Origin of the sequence: Alkalimarinus coralli, assembly GCF_023650515.1 — a bacterium.
Lineage (GTDB): Bacteria > Pseudomonadota > Gammaproteobacteria > Pseudomonadales > Oleiphilaceae > Alkalimarinus > Alkalimarinus coralli.
In genome coordinates this window covers 2,114,856-2,138,818 of the sequence record NZ_CP096016.1, presented here as the reverse complement: position 1 = coordinate 2,138,818, position 23,963 = coordinate 2,114,856, and the positions used below count along the sequence as shown (strand labels likewise).

Annotated in this window: 20 protein-coding genes and 1 tRNA gene; 19 read left to right on the top strand and 2 right to left on the bottom strand. The window is 45.9% G+C overall.

From position 1 onward, the window contains the following. Positions 1 to 13: 13 nt before the first annotated feature. From MY523_RS09445 to flgL, 4 genes are all read left to right on the top strand, one after another. Positions 14 to 1,129, top strand: a complete 1,116-nt coding sequence (locus MY523_RS09445; RefSeq protein WP_370301485.1) for a flagellar basal body P-ring protein FlgI — start codon at positions 14 to 16, stop codon at positions 1,127 to 1,129. 10 nt (positions 1,130 to 1,139) lie between these two features. Then, positions 1,140 to 2,225 (top strand): flagellar assembly peptidoglycan hydrolase FlgJ, encoded by a 1,086-nt coding sequence (gene flgJ / locus MY523_RS09440; RefSeq protein ID WP_250658520.1) that lies wholly within the window; start codon positions 1,140 to 1,142, stop codon positions 2,223 to 2,225. Positions 2,226 to 2,249: 24 nt separating this feature from the next. Continuing rightward, complete coding sequence (gene flgK, locus MY523_RS09435; protein WP_250658519.1) at positions 2,250 to 4,976, top strand: flagellar hook-associated protein FlgK; 2,727 nt, start codon at positions 2,250 to 2,252, stop codon at positions 4,974 to 4,976. A gap of 69 nt (positions 4,977 to 5,045) precedes the next feature. Then, a complete protein-coding gene (gene flgL / locus MY523_RS09430; RefSeq protein WP_250658518.1) occupies positions 5,046 to 6,302 on the top strand; it encodes a flagellar hook-associated protein FlgL in 1,257 nt (418 codons plus the stop codon). Between the two features lie 23 nt (positions 6,303 to 6,325). Here flgL and MY523_RS09425 read toward each other — a convergent pair whose 3' ends face one another. Next, positions 6,326 to 7,948: a tetratricopeptide repeat protein gene (locus MY523_RS09425; protein WP_250658517.1), complete on the bottom strand. Its 1,623-nt coding sequence runs from the start codon at positions 7,946 to 7,948 to the stop codon at positions 6,326 to 6,328. A gap of 263 nt (positions 7,949 to 8,211) precedes the next feature. On the opposite strand from MY523_RS09425, the gene MY523_RS09420 reads away from it, so the two are divergent. The 6 genes from MY523_RS09420 to secF all read left to right on the top strand — a co-directional run bounded on the left by MY523_RS09420 (position 8,212) and on the right by secF (position 13,992). Next, positions 8,212 to 8,296 (top strand) — tRNA-Leu (locus MY523_RS09420). 203 nt (positions 8,297 to 8,499) lie between these two features. Then, a complete protein-coding gene (gene queA, locus MY523_RS09415; RefSeq protein ID WP_250658516.1) occupies positions 8,500 to 9,555 on the top strand; it encodes a tRNA preQ1(34) S-adenosylmethionine ribosyltransferase-isomerase QueA in 1,056 nt (351 codons plus the stop codon). 19 nt (positions 9,556 to 9,574) lie between these two features. Then, positions 9,575 to 10,690: a tRNA guanosine(34) transglycosylase Tgt gene (gene tgt / locus MY523_RS09410; RefSeq protein WP_250658515.1), complete on the top strand. Its 1,116-nt coding sequence runs from the start codon at positions 9,575 to 9,577 to the stop codon at positions 10,688 to 10,690. A 59-nt stretch (positions 10,691 to 10,749) separates the two neighbouring features. Continuing rightward, positions 10,750 to 11,118, top strand: a complete 369-nt coding sequence (gene yajC / locus MY523_RS09405; RefSeq protein ID WP_250658514.1) for a preprotein translocase subunit YajC — start codon at positions 10,750 to 10,752, stop codon at positions 11,116 to 11,118. Between the two features lie 72 nt (positions 11,119 to 11,190). Beyond that, positions 11,191 to 13,044 (top strand): protein translocase subunit SecD, encoded by a 1,854-nt coding sequence (secD, locus tag MY523_RS09400; RefSeq protein ID WP_250658513.1) that lies wholly within the window; start codon positions 11,191 to 11,193, stop codon positions 13,042 to 13,044. Positions 13,045 to 13,065: 21 nt separating this feature from the next. Then, complete coding sequence (secF, locus tag MY523_RS09395) at positions 13,066 to 13,992, top strand: protein translocase subunit SecF (RefSeq protein WP_250658512.1); 927 nt, start codon at positions 13,066 to 13,068, stop codon at positions 13,990 to 13,992. A 119-nt stretch (positions 13,993 to 14,111) separates the two neighbouring features. Here the strand turns inward: secF and MY523_RS09390 are convergent, their stop codons facing one another. After that, entirely contained in the window at positions 14,112 to 14,906 is a 795-nt protein-coding gene (locus tag MY523_RS09390; RefSeq protein ID WP_250658511.1) for an inositol monophosphatase family protein, read from the bottom strand. 193 nt (positions 14,907 to 15,099) lie between these two features. Here MY523_RS09390 and MY523_RS09385 point away from each other — a divergent pair, with 193 nt between their 5' ends. From MY523_RS09385 to ispG, 9 genes are all read left to right on the top strand, one after another. After that, complete coding sequence (locus tag MY523_RS09385) at positions 15,100 to 15,894, top strand: RNA methyltransferase (protein WP_250658510.1); 795 nt, start codon at positions 15,100 to 15,102, stop codon at positions 15,892 to 15,894. A gap of 64 nt (positions 15,895 to 15,958) precedes the next feature. Next, positions 15,959 to 16,720 carry a serine O-acetyltransferase gene (gene cysE, locus MY523_RS09380; protein WP_250658509.1) on the top strand — a complete coding sequence of 254 codons (762 nt, stop codon included), beginning with the start codon at positions 15,959 to 15,961 and terminating at the stop codon, positions 16,718 to 16,720. 134 nt (positions 16,721 to 16,854) lie between these two features. Next, positions 16,855 to 17,319 (top strand): Fe-S cluster assembly transcriptional regulator IscR, encoded by a 465-nt coding sequence (gene iscR / locus MY523_RS09375; protein WP_250658508.1) that lies wholly within the window; start codon positions 16,855 to 16,857, stop codon positions 17,317 to 17,319. 124 nt (positions 17,320 to 17,443) lie between these two features. Further along, positions 17,444 to 18,613 carry an IscS subfamily cysteine desulfurase gene (locus MY523_RS09370; RefSeq protein WP_250658507.1) on the top strand — a complete coding sequence of 390 codons (1,170 nt, stop codon included), beginning with the start codon at positions 17,444 to 17,446 and terminating at the stop codon, positions 18,611 to 18,613. Between the two features lie 213 nt (positions 18,614 to 18,826). Continuing rightward, a complete protein-coding gene (ndk, locus tag MY523_RS09365) occupies positions 18,827 to 19,255 on the top strand; it encodes a nucleoside-diphosphate kinase (protein WP_250658506.1) in 429 nt (142 codons plus the stop codon). Positions 19,256 to 19,557: 302 nt separating this feature from the next. Continuing rightward, positions 19,558 to 20,667, top strand: a complete 1,110-nt coding sequence (gene rlmN, locus MY523_RS09360) for a dual-specificity RNA methyltransferase RlmN (RefSeq protein ID WP_250658505.1) — start codon at positions 19,558 to 19,560, stop codon at positions 20,665 to 20,667. 86 nt (positions 20,668 to 20,753) lie between these two features. Then, positions 20,754 to 21,527, top strand: a complete 774-nt coding sequence (pilW, locus tag MY523_RS09355; protein WP_250658504.1) for a type IV pilus biogenesis/stability protein PilW — start codon at positions 20,754 to 20,756, stop codon at positions 21,525 to 21,527. Next, on the top strand, positions 21,520 to 22,722 hold the full coding sequence (locus MY523_RS09350; RefSeq protein ID WP_250658503.1) for a RodZ domain-containing protein: 1,203 nt from the start codon (positions 21,520 to 21,522) through the stop codon (positions 22,720 to 22,722). Before pilW ends, MY523_RS09350 begins: the two co-directional genes overlap by 8 nt. A 24-nt stretch (positions 22,723 to 22,746) precedes the next feature. Beyond that, positions 22,747 to 23,874, top strand: coding sequence for a flavodoxin-dependent (E)-4-hydroxy-3-methylbut-2-enyl-diphosphate synthase (ispG, locus tag MY523_RS09345; protein ID WP_250658502.1), 1,128 nt, complete (start codon positions 22,747 to 22,749; stop codon positions 23,872 to 23,874). Positions 23,875 to 23,963 lie beyond the last annotated feature (89 nt).

Sequence of the window (23,963 nt, the reverse complement as noted above, 5' to 3'; positions counted from 1 at the left end):
TTGGGGAGAGCGCATGAAAACAAATAGAAATTACGGCTGTAAGTGGCTGAGCACGATCATGCTGGGTTTGATGTTGCTATCGCCGTCTTTGCATGCTGACCGTCTGAAAGACCTGGCATCGGTACAGGGAGTGAGAAGCAACCAGTTAGTAGGCTACGGGTTAGTTGTTGGGCTTGATGGTACAGGAGATAAAGCCCCGTTTACTGACCAGACTTTTCGAAATCTGATGAATAAATTTGGTATCACCCTGCCGCAAGGTTCAGACCCGAAGCTTAAAAATGTTGCAGCGGTAACCGTACATGCAGACTTACCGCCATTTGCCAAGCCTGGCCAACAGGTAGACATAACGGTTTCTTCAATTGGTAACGCAAAGAGCTTGAGAGGTGGAAGCCTTTTAATGACACCGCTTAAAGGGGCTGATGGACGGGTGTATGCCATGGCACAAGGTAGTTTAGTGGTCGGTGGCTTCGGTGCGGAAGGCGCTGACGGATCGTCCATTACGGTGAACGTACCCAGTGTAGGCAGAATTCCAAATGGCGCATCAGTCGAGAGGGCTGTACCCACCGCATTTCATCGCGGAGATACCCTGACATTCAATTTACATAACGCAGACTTCACCACGGCAAAACGAGTAGTCGATAAACTTAATGATCTGTTAGGCCCTCAAACTGCGTACGCCATGGATGGAGGCTCTGTGTCTGTGAAAGCGCCGAGAGACGCATCGCAGCGAGTGAGCTTTTTATCCGTACTGGAGAATATCGAGATTGACCCTGGTGAAGGGGCTGCCAAAGTGATCATTAACTCACGAACAGGCACCATCGTAGTGGGGCAAAACGTTAAAGTCCTGCCTGCAGCCGTGACCCATGGAAGCCTGTCTGTAACCATTAGTGAAGGCGCAGAAGTAAGTCAGCCTGGTCCTTTCTCCGACGGGGAAACGGTCGTTGTTCCACAGACTGATATTGATATCGAGCAGGAGCCAGCGCGAATGTTCAAATTTGGCCCTGCTATTACGCTAAACGAAATAGTGCAAGCCGTAAATCAGGTCGGTGCGGCTCCCGGCGACATTATGGCGATATTGGAAGCGCTTAAAACAGCCGGCGCGCTTAAGGCCGAACTGATCGTGATTTAGGGAGTTGATAATGATTAATTCGAATCTGGATAAAGCACACGTTTATACCGACTTTTCAGGGCTTAACGCTCTCAAGTCGGAGGCGCTTCATGATAAGGAAGCAGCGCTTGAAGCGGTGTCTAAACAGTTCGAATCCATGTTTATCTCCATGGTCATGAAGAGTATGAGGGAGGCGAATAAAACATTTAGTGAGGGCAATTTCCTTAACAGCTCGCAAACCGAATTCTATCAGGAGATGTTTGATAGCCAGTTGAGCTTAACACTGTCAAAAGGCAGAGGGATGGGGGTCGCGGAAGCGATGATGCGGCAGATGTCGAAGCAGATAGAAGGCGTGGGGCAAGTTGAGACGAATAACCCCTCACTCAATAAACACATTGCTGACTACCCTCGAACGCTTCCTGTGCAGCAAGTCATCCGTAAGGCGGTTGAATTAGCTGATGCTCTGGTTGAGATTGATGAAAAGTTGAGCCAAAAGGTCACGGCTAGCGCGGACAGCGGCGTGAGTAATGAAGTGCCAGATGCCGCTCAGCCTGTATCGCCAATGACATTTGAATCGCCTGATCAGTTTATTACTCATTTATACCCTTATGCGCAAAAGGTAGAGAACGAAACAGGGATTAGCGCCAAGGTCATGTTGGCCCAATCTGCCCTTGAGACGGGGTGGGGGAAACATATGATCAGCAATGACGAACAGCCCGTCAGTTTCAATTTATTTGGTATCAAGGCTGACAGCCGGTGGGATGGTGAAAAAACCGAGATTTTGACGACTGAGTACAGAGACGGTGTCGCGATGAAAGAACGAGCCGAATTCCGCTCGTACAACAGTTATGAAGAGAGTTTTAGGGATTACGCGCAATTCCTTCAGGACAACCCTCGTTACGAGCCTGCCATGCAGTATTTGGACAATCCTCAGAAATTTACTGAGAGTTTGCAAGATGCAGGTTATGCAACGGACCCGGCATATAGTCAAAAGATACAGCGCATCCTGAGCGGCGAAGTATTTAAGGGCGCAATGAACTCGAGCGGTGAGCATCGAGAGGTCAGTGAGACACTAGCCGGAACGGCGGACTCGTTTATAACCAGGGCCGCATTGTAGCGCGGTATTGGGGAGAAATAACTTATGGCTAACTTAATCAATATCGGTCTTTCGGGGTTGAAGTCGCATCAAACCGCATTGGCAACCACCGGTAACAACGTTACGAACACCAATACGCCGGGTTATAGTCGCCAGGAGGTTGTTTTTGAATCTGCAGAAAGTCAGCTGACCGGCGCGGGTTACGTCGGTTCTGGTGTTTCTATCTCAACGGTTCGAAGGCTTAATGAGGAGTTTTTAAATACCCAGCTCAGGTCAGATACGACCGTATTTAGTGAGCAAGAGGCGCTGCTGCAACTGTCGGGTCAAATTGATAATCTGCTCGCGAGTGAGACGACAGGTCTGTCCAACTCGATGAGTAACTTCTTCAAGGCGCTTCAGGGCGGAGCAGGCGACCCGTCATCGGTTCCCGAACGACAGCTGCTGTTAAGCCAATCGGAATCGCTGGTGAGCCGGTTTCATCAGCTATACTCCCGACTGCAGCAACAGTCAGAAACCATCGATCAGCAGCTTTCGGCATCAGTTGCCGAGGTAAACAGTCTAGCAAGTGGTATTGCAGAACTGAATGAGGCGATTACTATCGCAACCGGCGCAGGACAGGGGAGCGAACCAAACACGTTGCTGGATGAGCGGGATGAACTGCTCCGTCAACTGTCAGAGAAAGTAACCGTCAGCGTTATCCCTCAGGGTGATAATCAGATAAATGTATTTATCGGCAAAGGCCAACCTCTGGTTATCAATAACAGTTCTAACCAGTTAGCGGTAGTGGAGAGTAAAAGTAATCCTACCGAGAGTGATATCGCATTTGTGACTGCGGGTAATACTCAAGTCATAACGGACGATATAACCGGAGGAACCATAGGCGGTACTCTCCAGTTTAGAGAGTCAATTCTTAAAGACTCAATCAATAGCATGGGGTTGATTGCTACGGTGTTGGCCGACACGGTTAATCAACAGCATCAGCTGGGGATGGATCTTGAGAATAATCTGGGCGGTAACTTTTTTGTCGATATAAATGACCCTGCTTTGATGAGTTCAAGGGTTATTGGGCATCAGGATAACCTGCCGCCGATGGATCGCGCAGTGGGAGTAGAGGTTGTTGATTCGTCAAAATTAACTACTGACGAATATGAACTTCAGTTTGGCGGGCCTTCTGCACTGGATTATCGCGTGGTCAATAGTGCGAGTGGAGATGTTGTTACGCAGGGTGTGTTGCCAGGTTTTCTACCTGCAAGTATCGAGATTGAAGGTATCTCGATAAATCTGGAATCGGGATCTTTCCAGGTAGGCGATAAATTCCTTATTCAGCCAACACGGTTTGGTGCCCGTGACTTTGCTATGAGTGTTGACCGGGTTGAAGAGGTCGCCTTTGCATCACCCATTCGAACCGAGGCCAGTTTAGGGAATATCGGTAATGCGGTTATTGGCCAGGGGGTGATGCTGGACGTAACCGATCCAGCGACTAACCAGCCTTTGAGTACGTTTTCAGTGCCTGGGCAGATAACACCGCCAATGGTGGTCAGATTTACCAGTGAAACGGTTTATGACGTGCTCGATGCGTCAGACCCTTCTAACCTGAAGCCCTTGGTTCCACCGCTGAATAACCAGAAGTACATTCCAGGTTTAAGCAATAATTTGTTTACTGATGACCCGGGGCAAACCCTGGCGTCTGCTACCGGGAATGCGTTTAGCTTGCAGGGGACGGCTGTGTCACCGTTGCCAGCTGTTCCGATCCCTGCTGGCCCTCTTCCCGCTAATGGGTATGTCGGGCAAGGCCTGACAGTATTCTCACGAGACCCGGACACCGGTGTTGTTACCTCTCAAGCCGCCGCCATTGCCTCAAATGAAAGCGCGGCTGATATTGCGGCAACATTGAGTAAGTTGCAGGGTGTTGAAGCCAATGCTTACACGCAAATTGAAGTGTCCAATTTTACTGATAATGGGGCAGCCCCTCCGCTGGAGTTTAACCTCTATTACGTCGAAGGGGGCGTCAATCAGGTATTGAATGTGCCATCCCCTGATGCGCTTAACCCGGATTTGATTGCTGACGCAGTAAACACAAATTTGGCGCTGAAGTCGCTTGGTTATAGCGCAGTAAGTGATGGCAACAAAGTGACGTTAACAAACTCTAACGGGTTGGATATTGTGGTCGGCGCAGGTGGCGCAGCAGGGGATAGCTTCGATGTAGATAAAATTAACCCTTATGATGCAACGGGTTCGTCATTGTCCAGCCAAACCGTGAGCGGTAACAGTCGTGTTGCAGTAGGCGGTTACGTTGATGTGACGATGTCTGATGGTGTTACATTGTTTGCGGACTCGAATACGATATTTCAACAGGCTCCGCCTGCTCAATCTTCATATAAAGGGTTTCAGATAGATATAAAAGGTGAAGCGGGCGCAGGTGATACGTTTTCTATCGGTTATAACACCGATGGCTTTTCTGACAACCGTAATGCACTAGCCATGGTCGGCCTGGAAACATCGGGTACAGTGTCTGGAGGTGTCAGCACATACAACGAGGCATACTCTCAGTTGGTTGAAGAGGTTGGTACGTTTACCAATAAAACCCGTTTGGATACTGAGGCAAGTCGTGCCTTGTTATCGCAATCTGTTGATAGCTGGAATGAAGTGTCTGGTGTTAACCTTGACGAAGAAGCTGGCAAGTTGATTCAGTACCAGGCGGCATACAATGCGTCTGCTCAGGTTATATCGGTAGCGCGGGAGTTATTCGATACGCTGCTGGGAGTATTTTAACGTGGTTAGGTTATTGGCAAGACGGCTGGCGAATAGCGCGCCAGCAGACAATAGGTTGAGGAGACTGTCATGAGAGTTTCTACACAGCAGCTATTTGGCAAGGGCATAGAGTCGATTAACGACGTTAATGCTCAGTTGCAGAAAACCCAGCTGCAGATGTCAACGGGTAAAAAAGTGCTAACCCCGGCAGATGATCCGGTTGCCTCGACACGTATTTTACAGCTTAACCAGGAGCTGGCACTGAATGATCAGTATCAGCGCAACATTGATCTGGTTGAAAACAGTCTGAAGCTCGAAGATGACCTGCTCGGCAGTATCAATGATGTTGTTCAGCGCATTCGTGAATTAACGATTAATGCGGGTAATGGTGCCTTAAACGGCGATGACTTGAAGTTTATTTCCGCTGAAATCGAAGAGCGGCTTGAGCAACTCGCCGGTATGATGAACTCACAGGATGCAAGTGGCGAATTTGTATTTGGGGGCTTTCAGGGTAAAGAAGAGCCTTTCCAAAAGAATGTTTCCGGCTCTTACACCTATCAGGGGGATGAGGGGCGGCGCTTTGTGCAGATCGAGGCCAGTGTCAATATCGCAGCCACTGAAAACGGTAAGGCTGTGTTTATGGATTTGGACGCAGCCAAAAATACCTTTTTTACCGAGGTAAATCCGACCAACCAATCGTCCCCGCCGGCGATTATTACAACCGGGCAGGTGATTGACCAGGAGGTCTACGACGCCTTTTATCCAGAAGATATGGTTGTTCAGTTCAAGACCGGAGTCTCAGGCGTAGAGTACGATATTCTTGAGGCATCCAGTGGTAAGGTGCTATCCAGTAACAATCCTTATATTTCCGGCGCCGCAATATCCGCAGAAGGAATTCAATTTGAAGTGATAGGAGACCCGTTTCCGGGTGATCCACTAGCTGTTCCGCCAGTGCCAGGCGACTCCTTTCTGATTCAATCTACAGAAAAGCAAGGCGTTCTGGCAACGGTTGAAAAGCTGGTTTACGGACTGGAAAACTTTAAAGCAACGCCTGAAGGTCGTGCCGTGCTCGACTCATTACTGGAAGATACGCTGACCAATCTCGACAATGCAGAAACTTCGATATTGGAAACTCGAAGCCAGATTGGTGCACGGTTAAACACGGTTGAAACAACAAAAGAGCAGCACTTGGATGTAGAGCTGTTGACCAAAGAAGTACTTGCTGATCTTCAAGAGTTAGATTATGCGGAAGCGATTAGTAATCTAACGATGCAGCAGTTTATTCTGGAGTCTGCATACTCGACATATTCTCAAGTTACCAGTTTGTCGCTGTTTGATCGCCTGTAAAGAAGCTGTTTATATAGTCGGTGTTATTGGGTTTTCTCTGCTTTGGATGCCAGCGACTTTAACTTGCAGTAACGCTCATACTCTTTGTGGGCTGGTTGAATGTGCTTGATTTGCATTAAAGCGTTATTGCACTGACCGATAATGTCGCTGCGATTTTCGGAGCTATTTTTAAGTTTCTTGAGCAGTAGTTGAGTTAAATTCAGGTTCAGCGATATATGATGCGGCGTCAGTTTGGCTGCTTTTTTAAAGGCTGATATTGCACTGTCCAGCTCGCCGTGAGCATGGTGCGAAATGCCTTCCTTGTTTAATGCGGCCGCCTCTATAAGTGTTTGCTGGGATGTATGAGTGCTTCTTAGTTCTGCCGCGATACTCGCGACCTGCCTGTCATTTTCTTGGCTTGTTGCTAAAGCGTCCAGGATCTTGCCTGCATCATCAGACCTTCCTACGAAATAAAGCGTATCAGCCAACACTAGCTTAACGTCGCTCGAAAGAGGTTCATCTGAGTTATAAATAGAATCTATCAGCTCATGGGCTTCATCATTGTTGCCTTGTGAATAATGTACTTTTGCCGTGATTAGCGCGGTTTTAGTTTCTATGTCTGGGCTATCTTTAAACTGTTTTTCTGCCTTGCTCAGTAAGTCCAGTGCATCTTTGGCTTGCTGTTTACCGGATGCGCTTAAATCATCCAGACTCGTCGTTGCCAGGCAATCCGCAAGTGAAAGGTAGTGGTTAGGCGAGCAGTGCACTGATTTATCGGCCAATTTAACGACTTTGCGAAAAGTATCTAACGCCTTTTCTGGTTGTTTGTTTTTAATATACACATTAGCCAGTGTGTTTTGCCGCAGGACCGAGTTGGGTGAATGGGAGATGGCGCTTTCAAGAATTTTTTCTGCTTCTTTTGGGTTGCCCTGCTCAATATTTATTTCAGCGAGCAAGTCATAGGCTTCGACCATATTGGGTGTCTGCTCAATAAGGGATTCCAAGACCTGTTTTGCATGGGCATAGTTGTGAGTCTGCTTTGAAATTTTTGCTTCCCCAAACATTGCCCAGCCCTTCTTTGAGGCTCTCGCAACCTGTTGATATATAACCAATGCCTCTTGTTCTTTTCCTAACTTGCAGAGCAACCAGGCTTTGGTTTTCAAGCACCATTGAGTATATCGGCTCTTTCCTTTAATCAGTTCACCACATAGTGTGACGGCCTGCTGATAGTCTTCGTTATCAATCGCCTGACAGACATTTCTTGTCGCTTCTTTTTGTGCCAGCTTGTCAGCTAAACGTTTTTTTAGATCGGCCGTTGTAATTGGTTTTACGATATAACCGTCGGGCTCGTTCTCAACGGTTCCCATGACCTTATCTTTAGCCACTTCAGCTGAAACGATAAAAAACAGACTGGTATATTTTAATAACTTCTTTTCTCTCAGCTCTTCTAACAGCTCCTGCCCGTTTTGCCCTTTGCTGAGGTCAAAGTTGCAGAGTATTACGTCATAGTTAACGTTTTGAAACCCGGCAATCACTTGTTGGCCCGATGTTGCGGTATCGATTAGCTTAATTCCTAGTGACAGAAGCATTTTCTTAGTGGAGAAACGAAACGTATCCAACTCGTCGACAATTAGAAAACGTTTTTTGGAATAGTCATCCAGCGACATAAACAATAGCTACTTCATTGTGCAGGTTAAATTTATATTAATTATCAGTGTAGTAGATAAAAATGAGAGTAACGCATTATAAGTTGAAGGTAGCCTGTAGGGGAGTGTTTTATTGATTGGTGTTGAGTGATTTAGATAAACCATCATCATTATTTTTAATATCTTACTGCTGTTGCCACACTAATTTTATTATTTTTGCCAAATAGAAAATTTACCCTATTGACGTATCAAACGGTTAACGTATAATTCCGCTCCATTGCAGTGCCGGTGTGGTGAAATTGGTATACACGACGGATTCAAAATCCGTTGCCTTCGGGCGTGGCGGTTCAAGTCCGCCCACCGGTACCACTTATTTTAAACCCCGTAATCCTATGGATTACGGGGTTTTTTCGTTTTATTTCAGTGCAATTATAGATCTGCTCTTCGAACTTCCTTGATATGTCTTTTCACTCGCGTGGGTTTTGTGTGAGCCTATATGAGCCTAATAGAAACTACAGGGTATTTCCGGTAAACTGTGCGGCCGTTTTTTACATGTTGTAGTACTACAGATTATGCAGGTTTCTGATTTTCACTTTGATCTTCCCGATGAACTTATCGCGCGCTTTCCGATGGAGAGCAGGACTGCGAGCCGGCTACTCTCTTTAGATGGTAATACCGGGGTTGTTGAGCATGGCCAATTTACCGATTTATTGGAAAAGCTTAATAAGGGAGACCTATTGGTATTTAACAATACCCGTGTAATTCCTGCCAGGTTGTTTGGTAAAAAGGAAAGCGGCGGTAAAATCGAAATTTTGGTTGAGCGAATTCTCAACCAAAATGAAGTGCTTGCCCATGTAAGATCAAGCAAGTCACCTAAACCTGGTAGCAAATTGATATTGGAAGGTGGCGTTAAGGTCGACATGCTGGGCCGTCAGGGGGCGTTGTTTCACCTGGGGTTTCCGGCCGATAGAGGTGCCATCGATGTGTTGAATCAACACGGGCATATGCCACTGCCGCCTTATATCGATAGAGAAGATGTACTTTCAGACCGGGAGCGATATCAAACTGTATATGCTGAAAAAGAGGGCGCAGTTGCGGCACCCACCGCAGGGCTCCATTTTGATGAAACATTTATTGATGCGCTTATCGATAAAGGGGTTGAAGTTGCGTATGTCACCCTCCATGTAGGAGCAGGTACTTTCCAGCCAGTAAAAGTCGACAAAATTCAGGATCACCACATGCATTCTGAATATATCGAAGTAGACCAAAGTGTCGTTGATCAGATAAAGAAGATACGGGCGTCAGGAGGCCGAGTGGTCGCCGTTGGAACGACCAGCCTCAGGAGTTTGGAGTCGGCAAGCCAGGGCGGAGAGTTGGCCGAATTTAAGGGTGACTCAGATATTTTTATTTACCCAGGGTACTCGTTTAAATCTGTTGATGCGCTAGTGACTAACTTTCACCTGCCCGAGTCGACGTTGATCATGCTAGTGTCTGCATTTGCAGGCCATCAAAACGTTATGGCCGCATATGATGAGGCGGTTAAAGAGAAGTACCGATTTTTTAGTTATGGTGATGCGATGTTTATTACCCCTAAGATTAACCGTCAGCAATCCGAAGTAGGAGTTTAAATTGACCAGGCAATGTTTTATGGATTTTGAAGTCACAGGCAAAGCAGGCAAGGCGCGCCGTGGCAGATTAACCTTCCCGCGCGGGGCAGTAGAAACTCCCGCATTTATGCCTGTTGGGACGTACGGCACGGTTAAGGCGATGTTACCGAGGGATATTGAAGAGATCGGTGCGGATATTATTCTCGGAAACACCTTTCACTTGATGCTCAGGCCGGGGACGGAAGTCATTAAAGAGCATGGCGACCTTCATGACTTTATGCAGTGGAAAGGGCCGATACTGACTGATTCAGGCGGGTTCCAGGTGTTTAGTCTCGGTGAGCTGCGGAAAATATCTGAGAAAGGCGTTAAGTTCCAATCACCCATAAACGGTTCGCCGGTAGAGTTAACACCTGAGCGTTCGATGGAAGTACAGCGAGACTTAGGCTCTGACATTGTCATGATCTTTGATGAGTGCACGCCTTACCCCGCAGACGAGAAAACTGCGCGGGAGTCGATGGAACTGTCTTTGCGCTGGGCTAAACGAAGCAAAGATGCTCACGGAGATAGCCCGTCTGCTTTGTTCGGTATCATTCAGGGCGGAATGCACGATAACTTGCGTCAAGAGTCCCTCAAAGGGTTAACGGATATCGGTTTTGATGGTTACGCAATTGGTGGCTTGTCCGTTGGTGAGCCAAAAGAAGAGATGATGAGTGTTTTGGATGGATTGGCAGAAGATATGCCAGCGGATAAGCCTCGTTATTTAATGGGCGTGGGTAAACCGGAAGATATTGTTGAGGCGGTCAGGCGCGGTGTTGATATGTTTGACTGTGTCATGCCTACCCGGAATGCACGAAACGGGCACTTATTTACCTCCAAGGGCGTCATTAAGATAAGAAATGCCAAGCATCGTAATGACCCTGCAACACTAGATGATCAGTGTGATTGTTATACCTGCTCAAACTTTAGCCGGTCTTACCTTCATCATTTGGATAAGTGTGGAGAGATGCTTGGAGCACAGCTTAATACCATTCACAACCTTCGTTACTACCAGAATTTGATGAGCGGATTGCGAAAGGCTATTGAACAAGGTACATTGTGCGACTTTGTTGCAGATTTTTATGCTCAACGAGGGTCTGAAGTGCCTCCGTTACCTTGATTTCTAATCGTATTTATTTTTAGTTGTATTTATTTAATTGAATGTTGGAGAAAATGTAGATGGGTTTTAACTTTTCAAAATTAGCTGCGCTTTTGGTTGCGATCTTCCCTGCAGTAGCCTTTGCTGAAGCGGCTCCTGCACCAGAAGGAATGGGGGCTATTGGCCAGTTGATTTTCTTTGCCGGCTTTATATTGATTTTCTACTTTTTGATGTGGAGACCACAGTCAAAGCGAGCAAAAGAGCACCGCGACTTAATTGGTGGCTTGAGCAAGGGTGATGAAGTAATCATTGGTGGCGGAATTGCAGGTAAAATTCGAGACGTTAAGGATGACTTTGTTGCGATTGAGATTGCTGACAATGTAGAAATCAAGGTACAGAAAGCCGCAGTTTCTGCTGCGCTGCCAAAAGGCACCTTGAAAGACATTTAATCATTATGCCCCTTTCCAGGGGCATTTTTTATTCAATTAAAGTTAAGACAATAAAAAGGAATAGGGCAGACCATGCTCAATAGGTATCCTCTCTGGAAAAACATCCTAATTCTTCTCGCTATTGGTTTGGGGTGTATTTATGCACTGCCAAACTTATATCCCGATGATTACGCACTTCAAATAAGTGGTTCGCGCAGCTCAACGGTTATTGATGATCAATTGGTAAAACGAGCAGAGCGTGCGCTTAATAATGCGGGAATTGCTTACCGGGATGCCGAAGTCTCAGAAAAAAATGCGATGTTGCGCTTTGACTCTGCTGATGACCAACTGGCTGCAAAACCTGTTATTCAGGCTTCACTGGGTGATAATTATATTGCAGCGCTCAACCTGGCCCCGACTACGCCTGACTGGTTGACGTCTATGGGCGCAGGACCAATGAAGCTTGGCCTTGACTTACGAGGCGGGGTTCACTTCTTGCTGGAAGTGGACATGCAAAAAGCGTTAACCCAGCGTTTGGATGTTTATGCAAGCGAGATAAAAACGAAGTTGCGAGAGCAAAAAATTCGCTATCGCGGCGTTACAGTAGAGGATGATCTCTCATTACTATTGAAGTTTAGTAAAGAAGAGGAGAGACAAAAAGCGAATTCACTTATTCGTAGCGAATATTTGGAGTTTCAGCGCCGCGACGAAGATCAGGATAGCTACCACTACATTCACCTTACCTTAAGTGAAGCTAAAGTTAAGGAAATCGAAGATTATGCGGTTAAGCAGAATTTAACAACGCTTAGAAATCGTGTAAATGAGTTGGGGGTGGCAGAACCATTGGTGCAGCGCCAAGGTCGTAACCGTATTGTGGTAGAGCTTCCAGGTGTGCAGGATACGGTTGCAGCAAAACGTATTTTGGGGGCCACCGCGAACCTCGAATTTAGGTTAGAAGCCAAACCTGATGCAGGTCGCGCGACCACTGATGAGTTTGAGTTTAGAAGTAACCCGAATAGAAGAGCAATACTTGAAAAAGATATTATCGTAACGGGTAACAGTGTTTCCAATGCGTCTGCGTCATTTGATGAAAATGGCGTTCCTCAGGTGAATATTACGCTTGATAGTACGGGCGGCTCGATGATGGGGCGTGTGACACGCAATTCAATCAAGCGACGAATGGCCGTTCTGTTTATTGAGCAAAAAGGAAAAACCATCAAGAAAATGGTTGATGGTCAAGAGGTTATCGAGAGGAAGAATAAAGAAGTTAGAAGCATTATAAGTCTGGCGACTATTCAGAGCGCGTTTGGTGCAAGCTTCAGGATTACCGGGTTAGATTCAGTGGCAGAGTCATCAGAGCTTGCTTTGTTACTTAGAGCAGGGTCGCTGGCTGCGCCGATGTATTTTGTCGAAGAGCGCACAGTCGGGCCTAGCTTAGGGCAGCAAAATATTGATGCGGGCCTATCATCGGTTCTATTAGGGTTTGGGCTTGTTCTGCTATTCATGCTGGTGTATTACAAAGTATTTGGTCTCGTTGCCAATATTGCGTTGGCGGTTAATATGGTCTTGCTGTTGGCATTTATGTCAATTCTATCGGCCACGCTGACACTGCCTGGTATTGCGGGTATTGTTCTAACCGTTGGTATGGCCGTAGATGCCAATGTGTTGATCTTTGCCCGAATAAGGGAGGAGTTGGCTAATGGCTTGCCTGCCCAGTCGGCAATACATGCAGGTTATAGTCGTGCATTTGTGACTATTTTTGATGCCAATATAACCACACTATTGGTTGCGTTGATCTTGTTTGCAGTAGGAACAGGCCCTGTGAAAGGGTTTGCGGTGACTTTGTCGATCGGTATATTGACCTCAATGTTTACCGCAATTGTTGTAACCAGGGCAATTATTAACCTGATTTACGGCAGCCGTAATGTTAAGACATTGTCGATTTGATCTGGGGATAGGAACTTTCGAATGAGTAATGTAGAAAAACAAATCGATTTTATGGGTAAACGCAAAATTGCGGCTGCCCTTTCTATACTGGCTGTATTAGTAGCAATTGGCTCTTTAGCGTTCAAAGGGTTGGTGTTTGGGCTTGATTTTACTGGCGGCACGCTGGTTGAGGTCGAGTACAAAACTGCACCAGATTTAAACCAAGTGCGGACTCAACTCACTGATTCTGGTTATGAAAAACTAACGGTGCAGAACTTTGGGGCTGACACTGCTGTTTTGGTTCGTTTGGCTCAAGGCTTCAGTGATACTGTAGGTGAAGAGGTTCTTACGGCCCTTAAGGCGAATGGTGATGATGTTACTTTGAAGCGCGCAGAATTTGTGGGGGCTCAAGTTGGGGAAGAGCTTCGGGAGCAGGGTGGTTTAGGCCTGCTGTTTGCCTTGGGTATTGTGATGGTTTACGTTGCCATGCGATTCCAGTTGAAGTTTTCTTTTGGTGCTGTTGTAGCGCTTGCGCACGACGTGATCATAACTCTCGGGCTTTTCTCTTTGATGTCTTGGGATTTTGACCTGACTGTTCTGGCAGCCCTTTTGGCGGTAATTGGTTACTCTCTAAACGATACCATTGTTGTCTCGGATCGGGTTAGAGAGAACTTTAGAAAGATGCGTAAAGGCTCGTCAGAAGAGATTATAAATGTCTCATTGAACCAAACCCTTTCCAGAACCATCGTGACATCTCTAACGACTATATTGGTATTGGTTGCCCTATACCTGTTTGGTGGTGAAATGATCAATGGCTTCTCTAAGGCGCTGCTGATAGGTGTTTTGGTCGGTACTTACTCATCGATTTACGTTGCGGGTAATGTGCTGCTGGCACTGGGTGTATCTAAAGAGGATCTTGTCGTACCAGTGAAAGAGGGCGAAGGAGAAGAAGTTGATGAAATGCCTTAACTGGGCGTTTCACAACATAGGCCTGCAATAATATTGATTTCTATTTAGAGTTTGGCAGCAATAAAAAAGGCGGATTATCCGCCTTTTTTATTGCCTGGTGATTTTTAGCTAAGCGCTAATTAAAACCTGGCGTTGTAGTTATGAATCTTTTGGATTAAAGATTTAAACAGTTTAGCGTTTGCTGCAACCAGGCGTTTGGTGCCACTTGATGTTGGTGCGCCTTTAAAGTCGCCAGTTAGTACACCAGCTTCTTGACAGATAAGTAAAACGGCTGGCAGTTCACTTGTATCTACGTCAGTAAGTACTGCGGCGTCAAACCTTCCTGCGGCGACATAAGCAAGATCAGCGGCTTCACAACCCGTTGCTCTAACATTGAAGGTTGCTTGGGCAAGATCAGAGATTAGTTCAAGGCCGACATGGGCGTTTTCCATGTTACGGGCGTTTTCCAGCAAGTTGCTGGTCAGAAGTGACTGATTCAGGTTTCTGGTGTCTGACACCCTGATTCGCTTACCGTTTAATGCTGCACCGTGCCCCCTGCTGGCAGAAAACTCTTCATCAGTAATAGGGTTAATGAATAGGGCGTGCTCAACTTTGCCTTTCTGGTAGTTTGTAATTGAGTAGCCAGTAAATGGCAGGTGACGCAATATATTTTCCGGGCTGTGAATCAGGGATATGCTCCAGCTATTCTCATGCTGGTCTGAAACAGGCTCGCCTGGTTCACCAATGTAATGTGTGGGGTACGCTTTTTTAAGGGCGTCGAAAAATACACGGTAGGTAGTGTTCTCAAGATTCTTAATCTGTTTTGCACAAGCCTCCGGGTCAGAAAAACTCACGGGTTGCTTATCGAGAGTTTGAAGTATGTATTCGTTTGCCTGGCGGGCTGCTCTAAGTGCAATGTTGATTACAGGTTGCATGATATGAATTCTGTCTGTCGAGGTGAAAAATTAGGCCGCCATAATAGCAAATTTTATTCAGTGTCACTATTTAATTTCCTCGTTTATAGCGATTGTTTAAATTAACTTTAGTAACCGTTTTATTTCCATATGGTTGCAGTAGTATTATCTGCCCCCACATATTCAGAAAATTATTAACGAATAGGAACAGTCAATGTATAGCAATGTTCGCATTGTAATGATGAACACGTCCCACCCCGGAAATATTGGTGCAGTCGCACGTGCAATGAAAAATATGGGGTTAGCAGAACTGTGCCTGGTGTCTCCTAAGTCATTTCCTGATATTGTGGCAGAGCGGCGTGCAGCAGGAGCCAAAGATATTTTGGCGGCGACCAAGGTGGTTGATACCTTTGACGAGGCTGTTGAAGGTTGTGTTTCAGTGATTGGGGCAAGTGCAAGAGGGCGTAAAATTCCATGGCCAGTCATGAATCCGAGGGATTGTGCCGAGAAAGTTAGAGAGTTTGCATTGTCGGCCGAGCAAGTTATAGGTAAGGAAAACCAGAACAAAGTAGCCATTGTTTTTGGTCAGGAAGACAGAGGGCTTTCAAATGAAGAGTTGCAGCGCTGTAACTATCATGTTCATATCCCAACGAACCCTGAGTACGGTTCTTTGAATGTTGCAATGGCGCTGCAGGTTGTCGTTTACGAACTAAGAATGGATTACCTTCTATATTCTGGTTTGGGTGATGGCAAGCAGACGTCAAGTACTTTGTCTCCAGAAGATGAAGGGTGGGATGAGGTGATCGCCACCTCAGAAGAGGTAGAGGGGTTAATGGGGCATCTTGAACAGGTAATGATAAAAACGGAATTTTATGACCCTGATAACCCAAGGCAACTGATACCCCGATTGCGGCGATTGTTTCAGCGCAGCAGGATGGATAAGATAGAAGTGAATATCATGCGGGGGTTTCTAAACACCGTTTTGAAGGCAATAAAGGATAAGCGCTAAGTCACTTTGTTATCTCTTGCTATTGACGAATTGACGTATATTTAAATTTTAATGGTAAATGCAAATGTTTAGTGGAATCAAAGAGGATATTGAAAGTGTATTTGAGCGTGACCCGGCTGCTCGTAATACCTTTGAGGTGTTGACCAATTATCCTGGCCTCCATGCCTTGCTATTTCATCGTTTAGCTCATGCCTTGTGGAATAGTGGGTTGATGTGGTTGGCTCGAATTGTGTCAACGTTTAGCCGTTGGTTGACTGGTATAGAAATACACCCTGGGGCTCGTATAGGTCGCCGGTTTTTCATCGATCATGGTATGGGGGTGGTCATTGGTGAGACGACCATCATCGGTGATGATGTCACGCTTTATCAAGGGGTGACACTCGGAGGAACATCCTGGAATAAAGGAAAGCGCCACCCAACCCTCGGGAATAACGTGGTAGTAGGTGCTGGGGCAAAGGTCTTAGGGCCATTTGAGGTGGGAGACAACGCGAAGATCGGGTCAAATGCTGTGGTCACGAAGCAGGTGCCAGAAGGGGCTACGGTAGTGGGAATTCCCGGTCGTATTATCGTCGCATCGCCTGATGATGAGCAACGACGTAAAAAGATGGCTGAAAAGATTGGTTTTGATGCCTATGGGGTAAGTGAAGAGATGCCAGACCCGGTCGCGCGTTCGATCAGGAGTATGCTTGACCATATGCATGCGGTTGATGAAAGAATGGAGGCCATGTGCAAAACACTTCAGAACCTGGACTCCGAGTATCAAAATAGTGTAATGCCGCCCTTGAATGATGATGATTTTAAAGGAGTTAGGGACGAAGGCCGATAAAGGCTGCGCTAACAGTGTGTCCTAAGTCACCTCGTGTTAGAGGTTTTTTGTAGGCTGTCTAATACTTGACTGCTTTAGTGGGTTAAAGGATAATTTTGCCATCAGACTAAACTGTTTTCAAAGTTGGGTATTAGATGAGATTAACGACGAAGGGTCGATACGCTGTGACCGCAATGCTGGATTTGGCCCTTCATGCATGTGATGGCCCGGTTAGCCTGTCCGATATATCCGCTAGGCAGGGTATATCTCTGTCGTATCTGGAGCAGTTATTTGCAAAGCTCCGTAGAGCACAACTTGTAAAAAGTGTGAGAGGGCCAGGCGGCGGCTACTGTTTAGGAGGCGCGGAGTCTGCCATCTTTATTGCCCAGATTGTTGATGCGGTAAACGAATCCATTGATACAACGAAGTGTAAGCAAAAAGGCGACTGCCAAAATGGTGAAAAATGCCTTACGCATCATTTGTGGTCAGACTTGAGTTTACAGATCCATGAGTTTTTGAGCGGTATCAGTTTGGATGATCTTATGAAAAAAAGAGATGTTCAGGTGATTGCTAATAGGCAGGATCTCACTCAGGGAAACATCATTCAAACCGAGTCGTGACGCTCAGCTCTTTGTGCGTAACCTACCTTCCTCGTTTTTGCATTAAACGTGCTGATTGAGTCTACCTTTTCAGTAACCTAAAATACATCACTCTTGCTAATCAAATTTTGGAATCTCTTGTTATATGAGCTTGCCCATCTATCTAGACTATGCCGCAACTACACCTGTTGACCCCCGTGTTGCTGAAAAAATGATGAACTGCCTGAGTATTGACGGCGTGTTTGGGAATCCGGCTTCACGATCTCATATTTATGGTTGGCAAGCGGAATCATTTGTTGAATCAGCAAGGAAGCAGGTTTCTGAGTTGATAAACTGTGACCCGAGAGAGGTTGTTTGGACATCAGGTGCAACCGAGTCTGATAACCTGGCCATTAAAGGTGTTGCTGAAGCGTATCGTGATAAAGGAATGCATATTGTGACTTCTGCAATTGAGCACAAAGCCGTGCTTGATAGCTGTGCATTTCTTGAGTCTCAAGGATATGATGTGACCTATTTGAAGCCCGGTAAGGACGGGGTGATCACGCCTGATCAAGTGAGGGAGGCTCTGAGGGAGGATACAATTCTTGTTTCGTTGATGCATGTGAACAACGAAATAGGCGTGATAACGGACATCGAAAAGGTGGCCGATATTACCCATGAAAAAGGAGTTGTTTTTCATGTAGATGCTGCTCAAAGCGCCGGGAAGGTTGAAATTGATCTCAAAAAAATGAAGGTTGATTTAATGTCATTCTCTGCTCATAAAATTTATGGGCCAAAGGGGATTGGGGCGCTTTTCGTAAGGCGTCGGCCGGGTGTTAGCTTACAGGCTCAGATTCATGGCGGCGGGCATGAACGAGGCATGCGGTCAGGTACTTTGCCAACACATCAGATTGTCGGTATGGGGGAGGCTTTTCATATTGCCAGTCAGGAGATGAATGCGGAATGCGAGCGTATAAAGCAGTTAAGAGATAAGCTTTGGACAGGACTAAGCCAGCTTGAAGGTGTCAGCATTAACGGCGAGGCCGATAACCGGGTAGCGGGAAATTTAAACGTGGCGTTTGAAGGTGTTGATGGCGAGTCTCTTATGCTTGCATTGAAAGATATTGCGGTTTCATCTGGCTCAGCTTGTGCCTCGGCTAGTTTAGACCCTTCCTATGTGCTCAAAGGTATTGGGGTGAGTGATGAGTTGGCTCATGCTTCTATCAGGATTTCTCTCGGGCGTTTCACTACTGCCGATGATGTTGAAAGGACGCTTACCCTAATTACTGAAAAAGTTGAAAAACTAAGAGAGATATCGCCGACATGGCCTAAGTAGTTATGGTTGATCAATACTCGAGGTTTCCTCACTGTTTTGAGGTGAGGGAGCTGTTGGAGAGTGCTGAAGGGGAAACTACTTATTGTTCGCACTTTCGGAAGCAGTATGATTTTGGAAACAACACGCGTATAATTCGCGCGTTTATTGCGAACCTGCCTTGCTTGCTGTAAACAAGGGCGGGTGAATATTTTTTATACTATTTGGAGAATTTGAATGGCGATCGAGCGCACCTTTTCAATTGTTAAGCCTGATGCTGTTGCTAAAAATGTTATTGGTCAGATATACACTCGATTTGAAGAGGCAGGTCTAAAGATTGTTGCTTCAAAAATGCTGCACCTTTCTCAAGAAAAAGCAGAAGGTTTCTACGCAGAGCACAAAGAGCGTCCGTTCTTTGCTGACTTGGTTGCTTTCATGACCTCTGGCCCAGTCATGGTTCAGGTATTAGAAGGTGAAAATGCAGTTTTAGCAAACCGCGATCTTATGGGAGCGACTAACCCTAAAGAAGCAGCAGAAGGAACTATTCGCCGTGATTTTGCTGACTCAATTGATGCTAATGCTGTTCACGGTTCTGATGCGTTAGCATCTGCCGAGCGTGAAATTGCATACTTCTTCTCTGATGATGAAATTTGCCCAAGAAGCTAATTTCTCACAGCATTTGAGTGGAAAGCAGGTTGTCTTGATGGACGCCTGCTTTTCTGCGTCATGAAGGGCGAAAAATACTATTTCCTCTCAACTATTATGCTGGTGCGTAATGGTTAACTCCTTTTGCCGTCAGGTTTGTTTGACCTTATAGCGAACAGATGGTGTTAAATTGAATAGTTGAGAGGAAATAGTGTTTGCAGCGGGCGTTACAGTAGGGCTGCTGTGGTTAGTTTGTCCAGATTCGTTTATGCAGTTTAGTTACGTAAGTTGTAGTAAAAATATATTTGAGTATTGAAAATACGATGAGCACAGTAAAAAAAGTAAATCTACTTGGTTTAACGCGCTCCAAAATGGAGCAGTTTTTTGCCGATATGGGCGAAAAGCCTTTTAGAGCCAAGCAGGTTATGCAGTGGATACACCAGTTCGGTGTTTCGGACTTTGATCAAATGACCAATATCAGCAAGGTGTTGCGTACCAAGTTGGCAAGTATTGCAGAGGTTAAAGTTCCAGAGGTTACGTACCATGATATCTCTTCAGATGGCACTCGAAAGTGGGTGATGCAAATGGAGGGGGGGAGCAGTATAGAAACAGTGCTGATCCCCGATGGCAATAGAGGGACGCTTTGTGTCTCTTCACAGATAGGCTGTGCGCTTGACTGCAGTTTCTGCTCAACAGGAAAGCAGGGGTTTAATCGAAACTTGTCAGCCGCTGAAATTATTGGGCAAGTATGGGTTGCAGTAAAATCCTTCGAAGATATTGACCCAGAGAAAGAGCGACCTGTTACCAACGTAGTTATGATGGGGATGGGAGAGCCGTTGCTTAACTTTGATAATGTCATAGATGCGATGGATCTGATGATGGATGACTTTGCCTATAGCATTTCAAAGCGACGTTTAACGTTAAGTACGGCCGGGGTTGTGCCAGCAATTAAGAAACTCACCGGGTTAACTGATGCTTCCATAGCAATTTCATTGCACGCACCCAATGATGAGCTTCGAGATCAATTGGTGCCGATTAATCAGAAGTACCCTATTAGTGAACTGCTTGATGCGGTACAGGGTTACTTGGGTTCCTTGTCAGATAAGCGTAAAGCAACGATTGAATATACCCTGATTGAAGGCGTTAACGATCAGCTAGAGCTCGCTCACCAACTCGTTGATTTATTGAAAGATTTACCCTGCAAAATCAACCTTATTCCGTTTAACCCATTCCCTCAAAGTGACTACAAAAAGCCATCTGGAAACGCCGTTCACCGGTTTCAGGATGTGCTGGTAGAGGGGGGGTATGTTACCACTATTCGTTCTACCCGAGGCGATGACATTGATGCAGCTTGTGGTCAACTGGTAGGTAAGGTCACAGACCGAACCAGAAGAAGTGAAAAGTATATTCCACTTAAACAGCACTCGGGTTAAACTGATCGGTAAATTTACGCTAAAGTGTAGTAAATACAAAAAACTATCTTTGATTTATAAGTGTCGTTGTAGCTGTTTGAGGGTATATGAAGTTTTATTTAATCGCTTTTCTAGTGCTCCTTCTTTCTGGTTGTGTCACCACAACCGAGAGTGCATTTACGCGTAAAGCTGATGAAGCTAAAGCCCTGCAAAATTATATTCAGTTAGGGCTTGCCTATATTCAGCGAAGCGATTTTGAGAGGGCAAGATTAAACCTGGGGCGTGCCCTGGAAATTGACTCTGATAGCTCTGAAGCTTATGCCGCATTAGGCCTGCTTTATCAACAAGAAGCAGAAAACACCTTGGCGGAAGAGCACTTTAAGACAGCCTTATCGTTGGATGATAAAAATACCCGAGGTCGAACGTTTTACGCCGCATTCCTATACCGACTTGAACGTTATGAAGAAGCGCTGACGCAATTTCAGTTGGCGGGCAATGACACCGATTATAATGGTCGAGCAGTCATTTTTATCAATATTGCTCAATGCCACTTAAGGCTGGGTCAAAATAAACAAGCAGTGAAGGCATATGAGAAAACGCTGGCATTAGATCACTCGCAACCCCAGGCTCTTATCGGGATAACCCAATTGCTGGTTGACGAGGGGGAGTACTTAAAGGCGCAGCGATACTATAATCGAATGCTGAATATCATTAAGAGCAGCGGTATGACCCACTCTGCTAACAGTTTGTGGTTGGGTATAGAGTTGGCACGCCACTTCAATAATAGCACTCAAGAATCAAGCTATGCGGTACTTCTGAAAAGGCTTTACCCAGAATCCCAAGAATACAAACAATACAGGGCTCTGACATCAAATGAGTGAAAATATAGAGGGTGTATCTCAGGCAACTCAGGCCTCGGGGCTAGGGCTTGCTCTTAAGCAAGGGCGAGAGAGCAAAAGCTACACTGTAGAGCGTGTTGCAGACGAACTTCATTTGAGACCTTCAATTGTCACTGCAATTGAGGAAGAAAGCTATGAACTGTTGCCAGGCGAAATATTCTTAAAAGGTTATATACGAAGCTACTCAAGGCTGGTAGGGCTAAATGAAGATGATATGGTTGGATTGCTTGAACAGCAGCTGACTTATGAGGCGAGCCTTGATGCCAATGAAAAGCAGGCGAAAGGCAAAGCGAAACGGAAAAAACGATCTAAGCATGCGCTGTTATTGCTGTTAATTTCAACTCTATTAGGGGCCGGGTTTTATTTTTGGAGTGAAAAACTTGGAAATGGTATGCCCGATATATTTCCTCTTGAGAGTCAACCAGAGGAAGCAGGCCCTGATCGCGGTGAGACTACGAACATGGATGCGCCCGTTGTTGAGGATATAGATAACACTGGAACCGAAGATAAAACGACTCTGGAAGATCACCAAGACAATGATGCTGTAACTGAGAGAGATTCTGAAGAAGCGGCTGAAACACCGCTTGAAGCGACCGCTCCATTACTAGGGCCAGAAGCGCTGGAACATGAAAGTCAAACAGAGCATGAGAATCAAGTAGAACTTGAGTCAAGTGCAGTAGAAGTGCTTTCTCAACCAGAGACAATCGTTACAGAAAATGACAGCGACAGTGATCAAGTTTCTTCAATAGCTGATGGTTTAGCTGAATCTTCCAGCGAGTTATCAACGAACCAGGAAGCAGGCCTCGAGCAGAGCGTAACCGAGATAGAAGAACGAGGTGACATTACCCCTTCTAACAGCTCAAATGTTGAAGAACAGGTGGTTGAGAGCGAAGCTGAAACTTCAGAAGCGACCGTGCCTGTAATCGAGTTGGAGCGGGGCACAATTAAAGTGATATTCTCAGGTGAGTGTTGGTTCACTTTGAAAAATGGTGAAGGTAGAACCGTCTTCGCAGCATTAAAACAAGCGGGCGACGAAATCAATTACTCAGGGCCATTACCGTTTAGCGTGGTTGTTGGCGCAGTTAGTGAAGTTTCAATGTATTTTGAAGACAAAGCCGTTGATTTTTCCACGGTTCGAATACGAAATAATCGCGCCTCACTTGAGTTAACCCATTAAATATAAAGTAAAGTCAGTGATCTTATGAAGTTTGAATCTCCAATACAGCGCCGTAAATCAAGACAGATATGGGTAGGAAATGTTCCGGTTGGCGGCGATGCGCCCATCGCTGTTCAAAGCATGACAAACACAGATACCCTGGATGTTGACGCGACGGTAAAGCAAGTCACTCAGCTACAGGATGCCGGGGCGGATATTGTTAGGGTTTCGGTTCCTTCCCTTGAGGCGGCTGAGACATTTGCCAAAATTCGTCAGCAGGTTAATGTTCCTCTTGTTGCAGACATTCACTTCGACTACAAAATTGCGCTAAAGGTGGCAGAGCTAGGCGTTGATTGTTTACGGATAAATCCCGGAAATATTGGTCGTGAAGATCGAATCAGTGCTGTAATAAATGCCGCTCGTGATAGCGGGGTACCTATCAGAATAGGTGTTAACGCTGGCTCACTGGAAAAAGATCTTCAAAAAAAATATGGTGAACCGACCCCGGATGCGCTTGTAGAGTCTGCAATGCGCCACATTGATATTCTTGATCGTTATGATTTTCAGGACTACAAAGTAAGTCTTAAAGCATCTGATGTGTTTATGACGGTTGCCGCTTACCGCAAGATTGCTAACCAAATCGAACAGCCACTGCATTTAGGCATCACTGAAGCGGGTGGGCTGAGATCTGGTACAGTTAAATCGTCTGTGGGACTTGGTATGCTGTTGATGGATGGCATTGGTGATACGATTCGGATATCACTGGCTGCAGACCCGGTTCAGGAAGTGAAAGTCGGGTTTGATATTTTAAAGAGCCTCAAACTGCGAGCAAAAGGTATCAATTTTATAGCCTGCCCAAGTTGCTCTAGACAGAACTTCGACGTTGTTCAAACAATGAATGATCTCGAAGCCAGGCTTGATGATGTCACCACTCCCCTAGATGTCGCTATAATCGGTTGCATCGTAAATGGGCCTGGAGAAGCCAGAGAAGCTGATATTGGCTTGACTGGCGGGTCTCCTGCAAACTTGCTTTATCTGGATGGCGTCCCTGACCATAAGTTAGAGAATGAAAGCCTTGTTGATAACCTTGAGCGAACCATAAGAGATAAAATTGCTCAGCGCGATGCGGCTAGTGCCGATGACAAGTCAGAACAAATTATCGTTAAAGGCTAACAATTAAGCCTCAACTCATTTAGGTGTCATTTTTGGTTGCTGTACGGATGGCCTTGCAGTGACAAGTTGGCGTCGATATAAATAAAAGT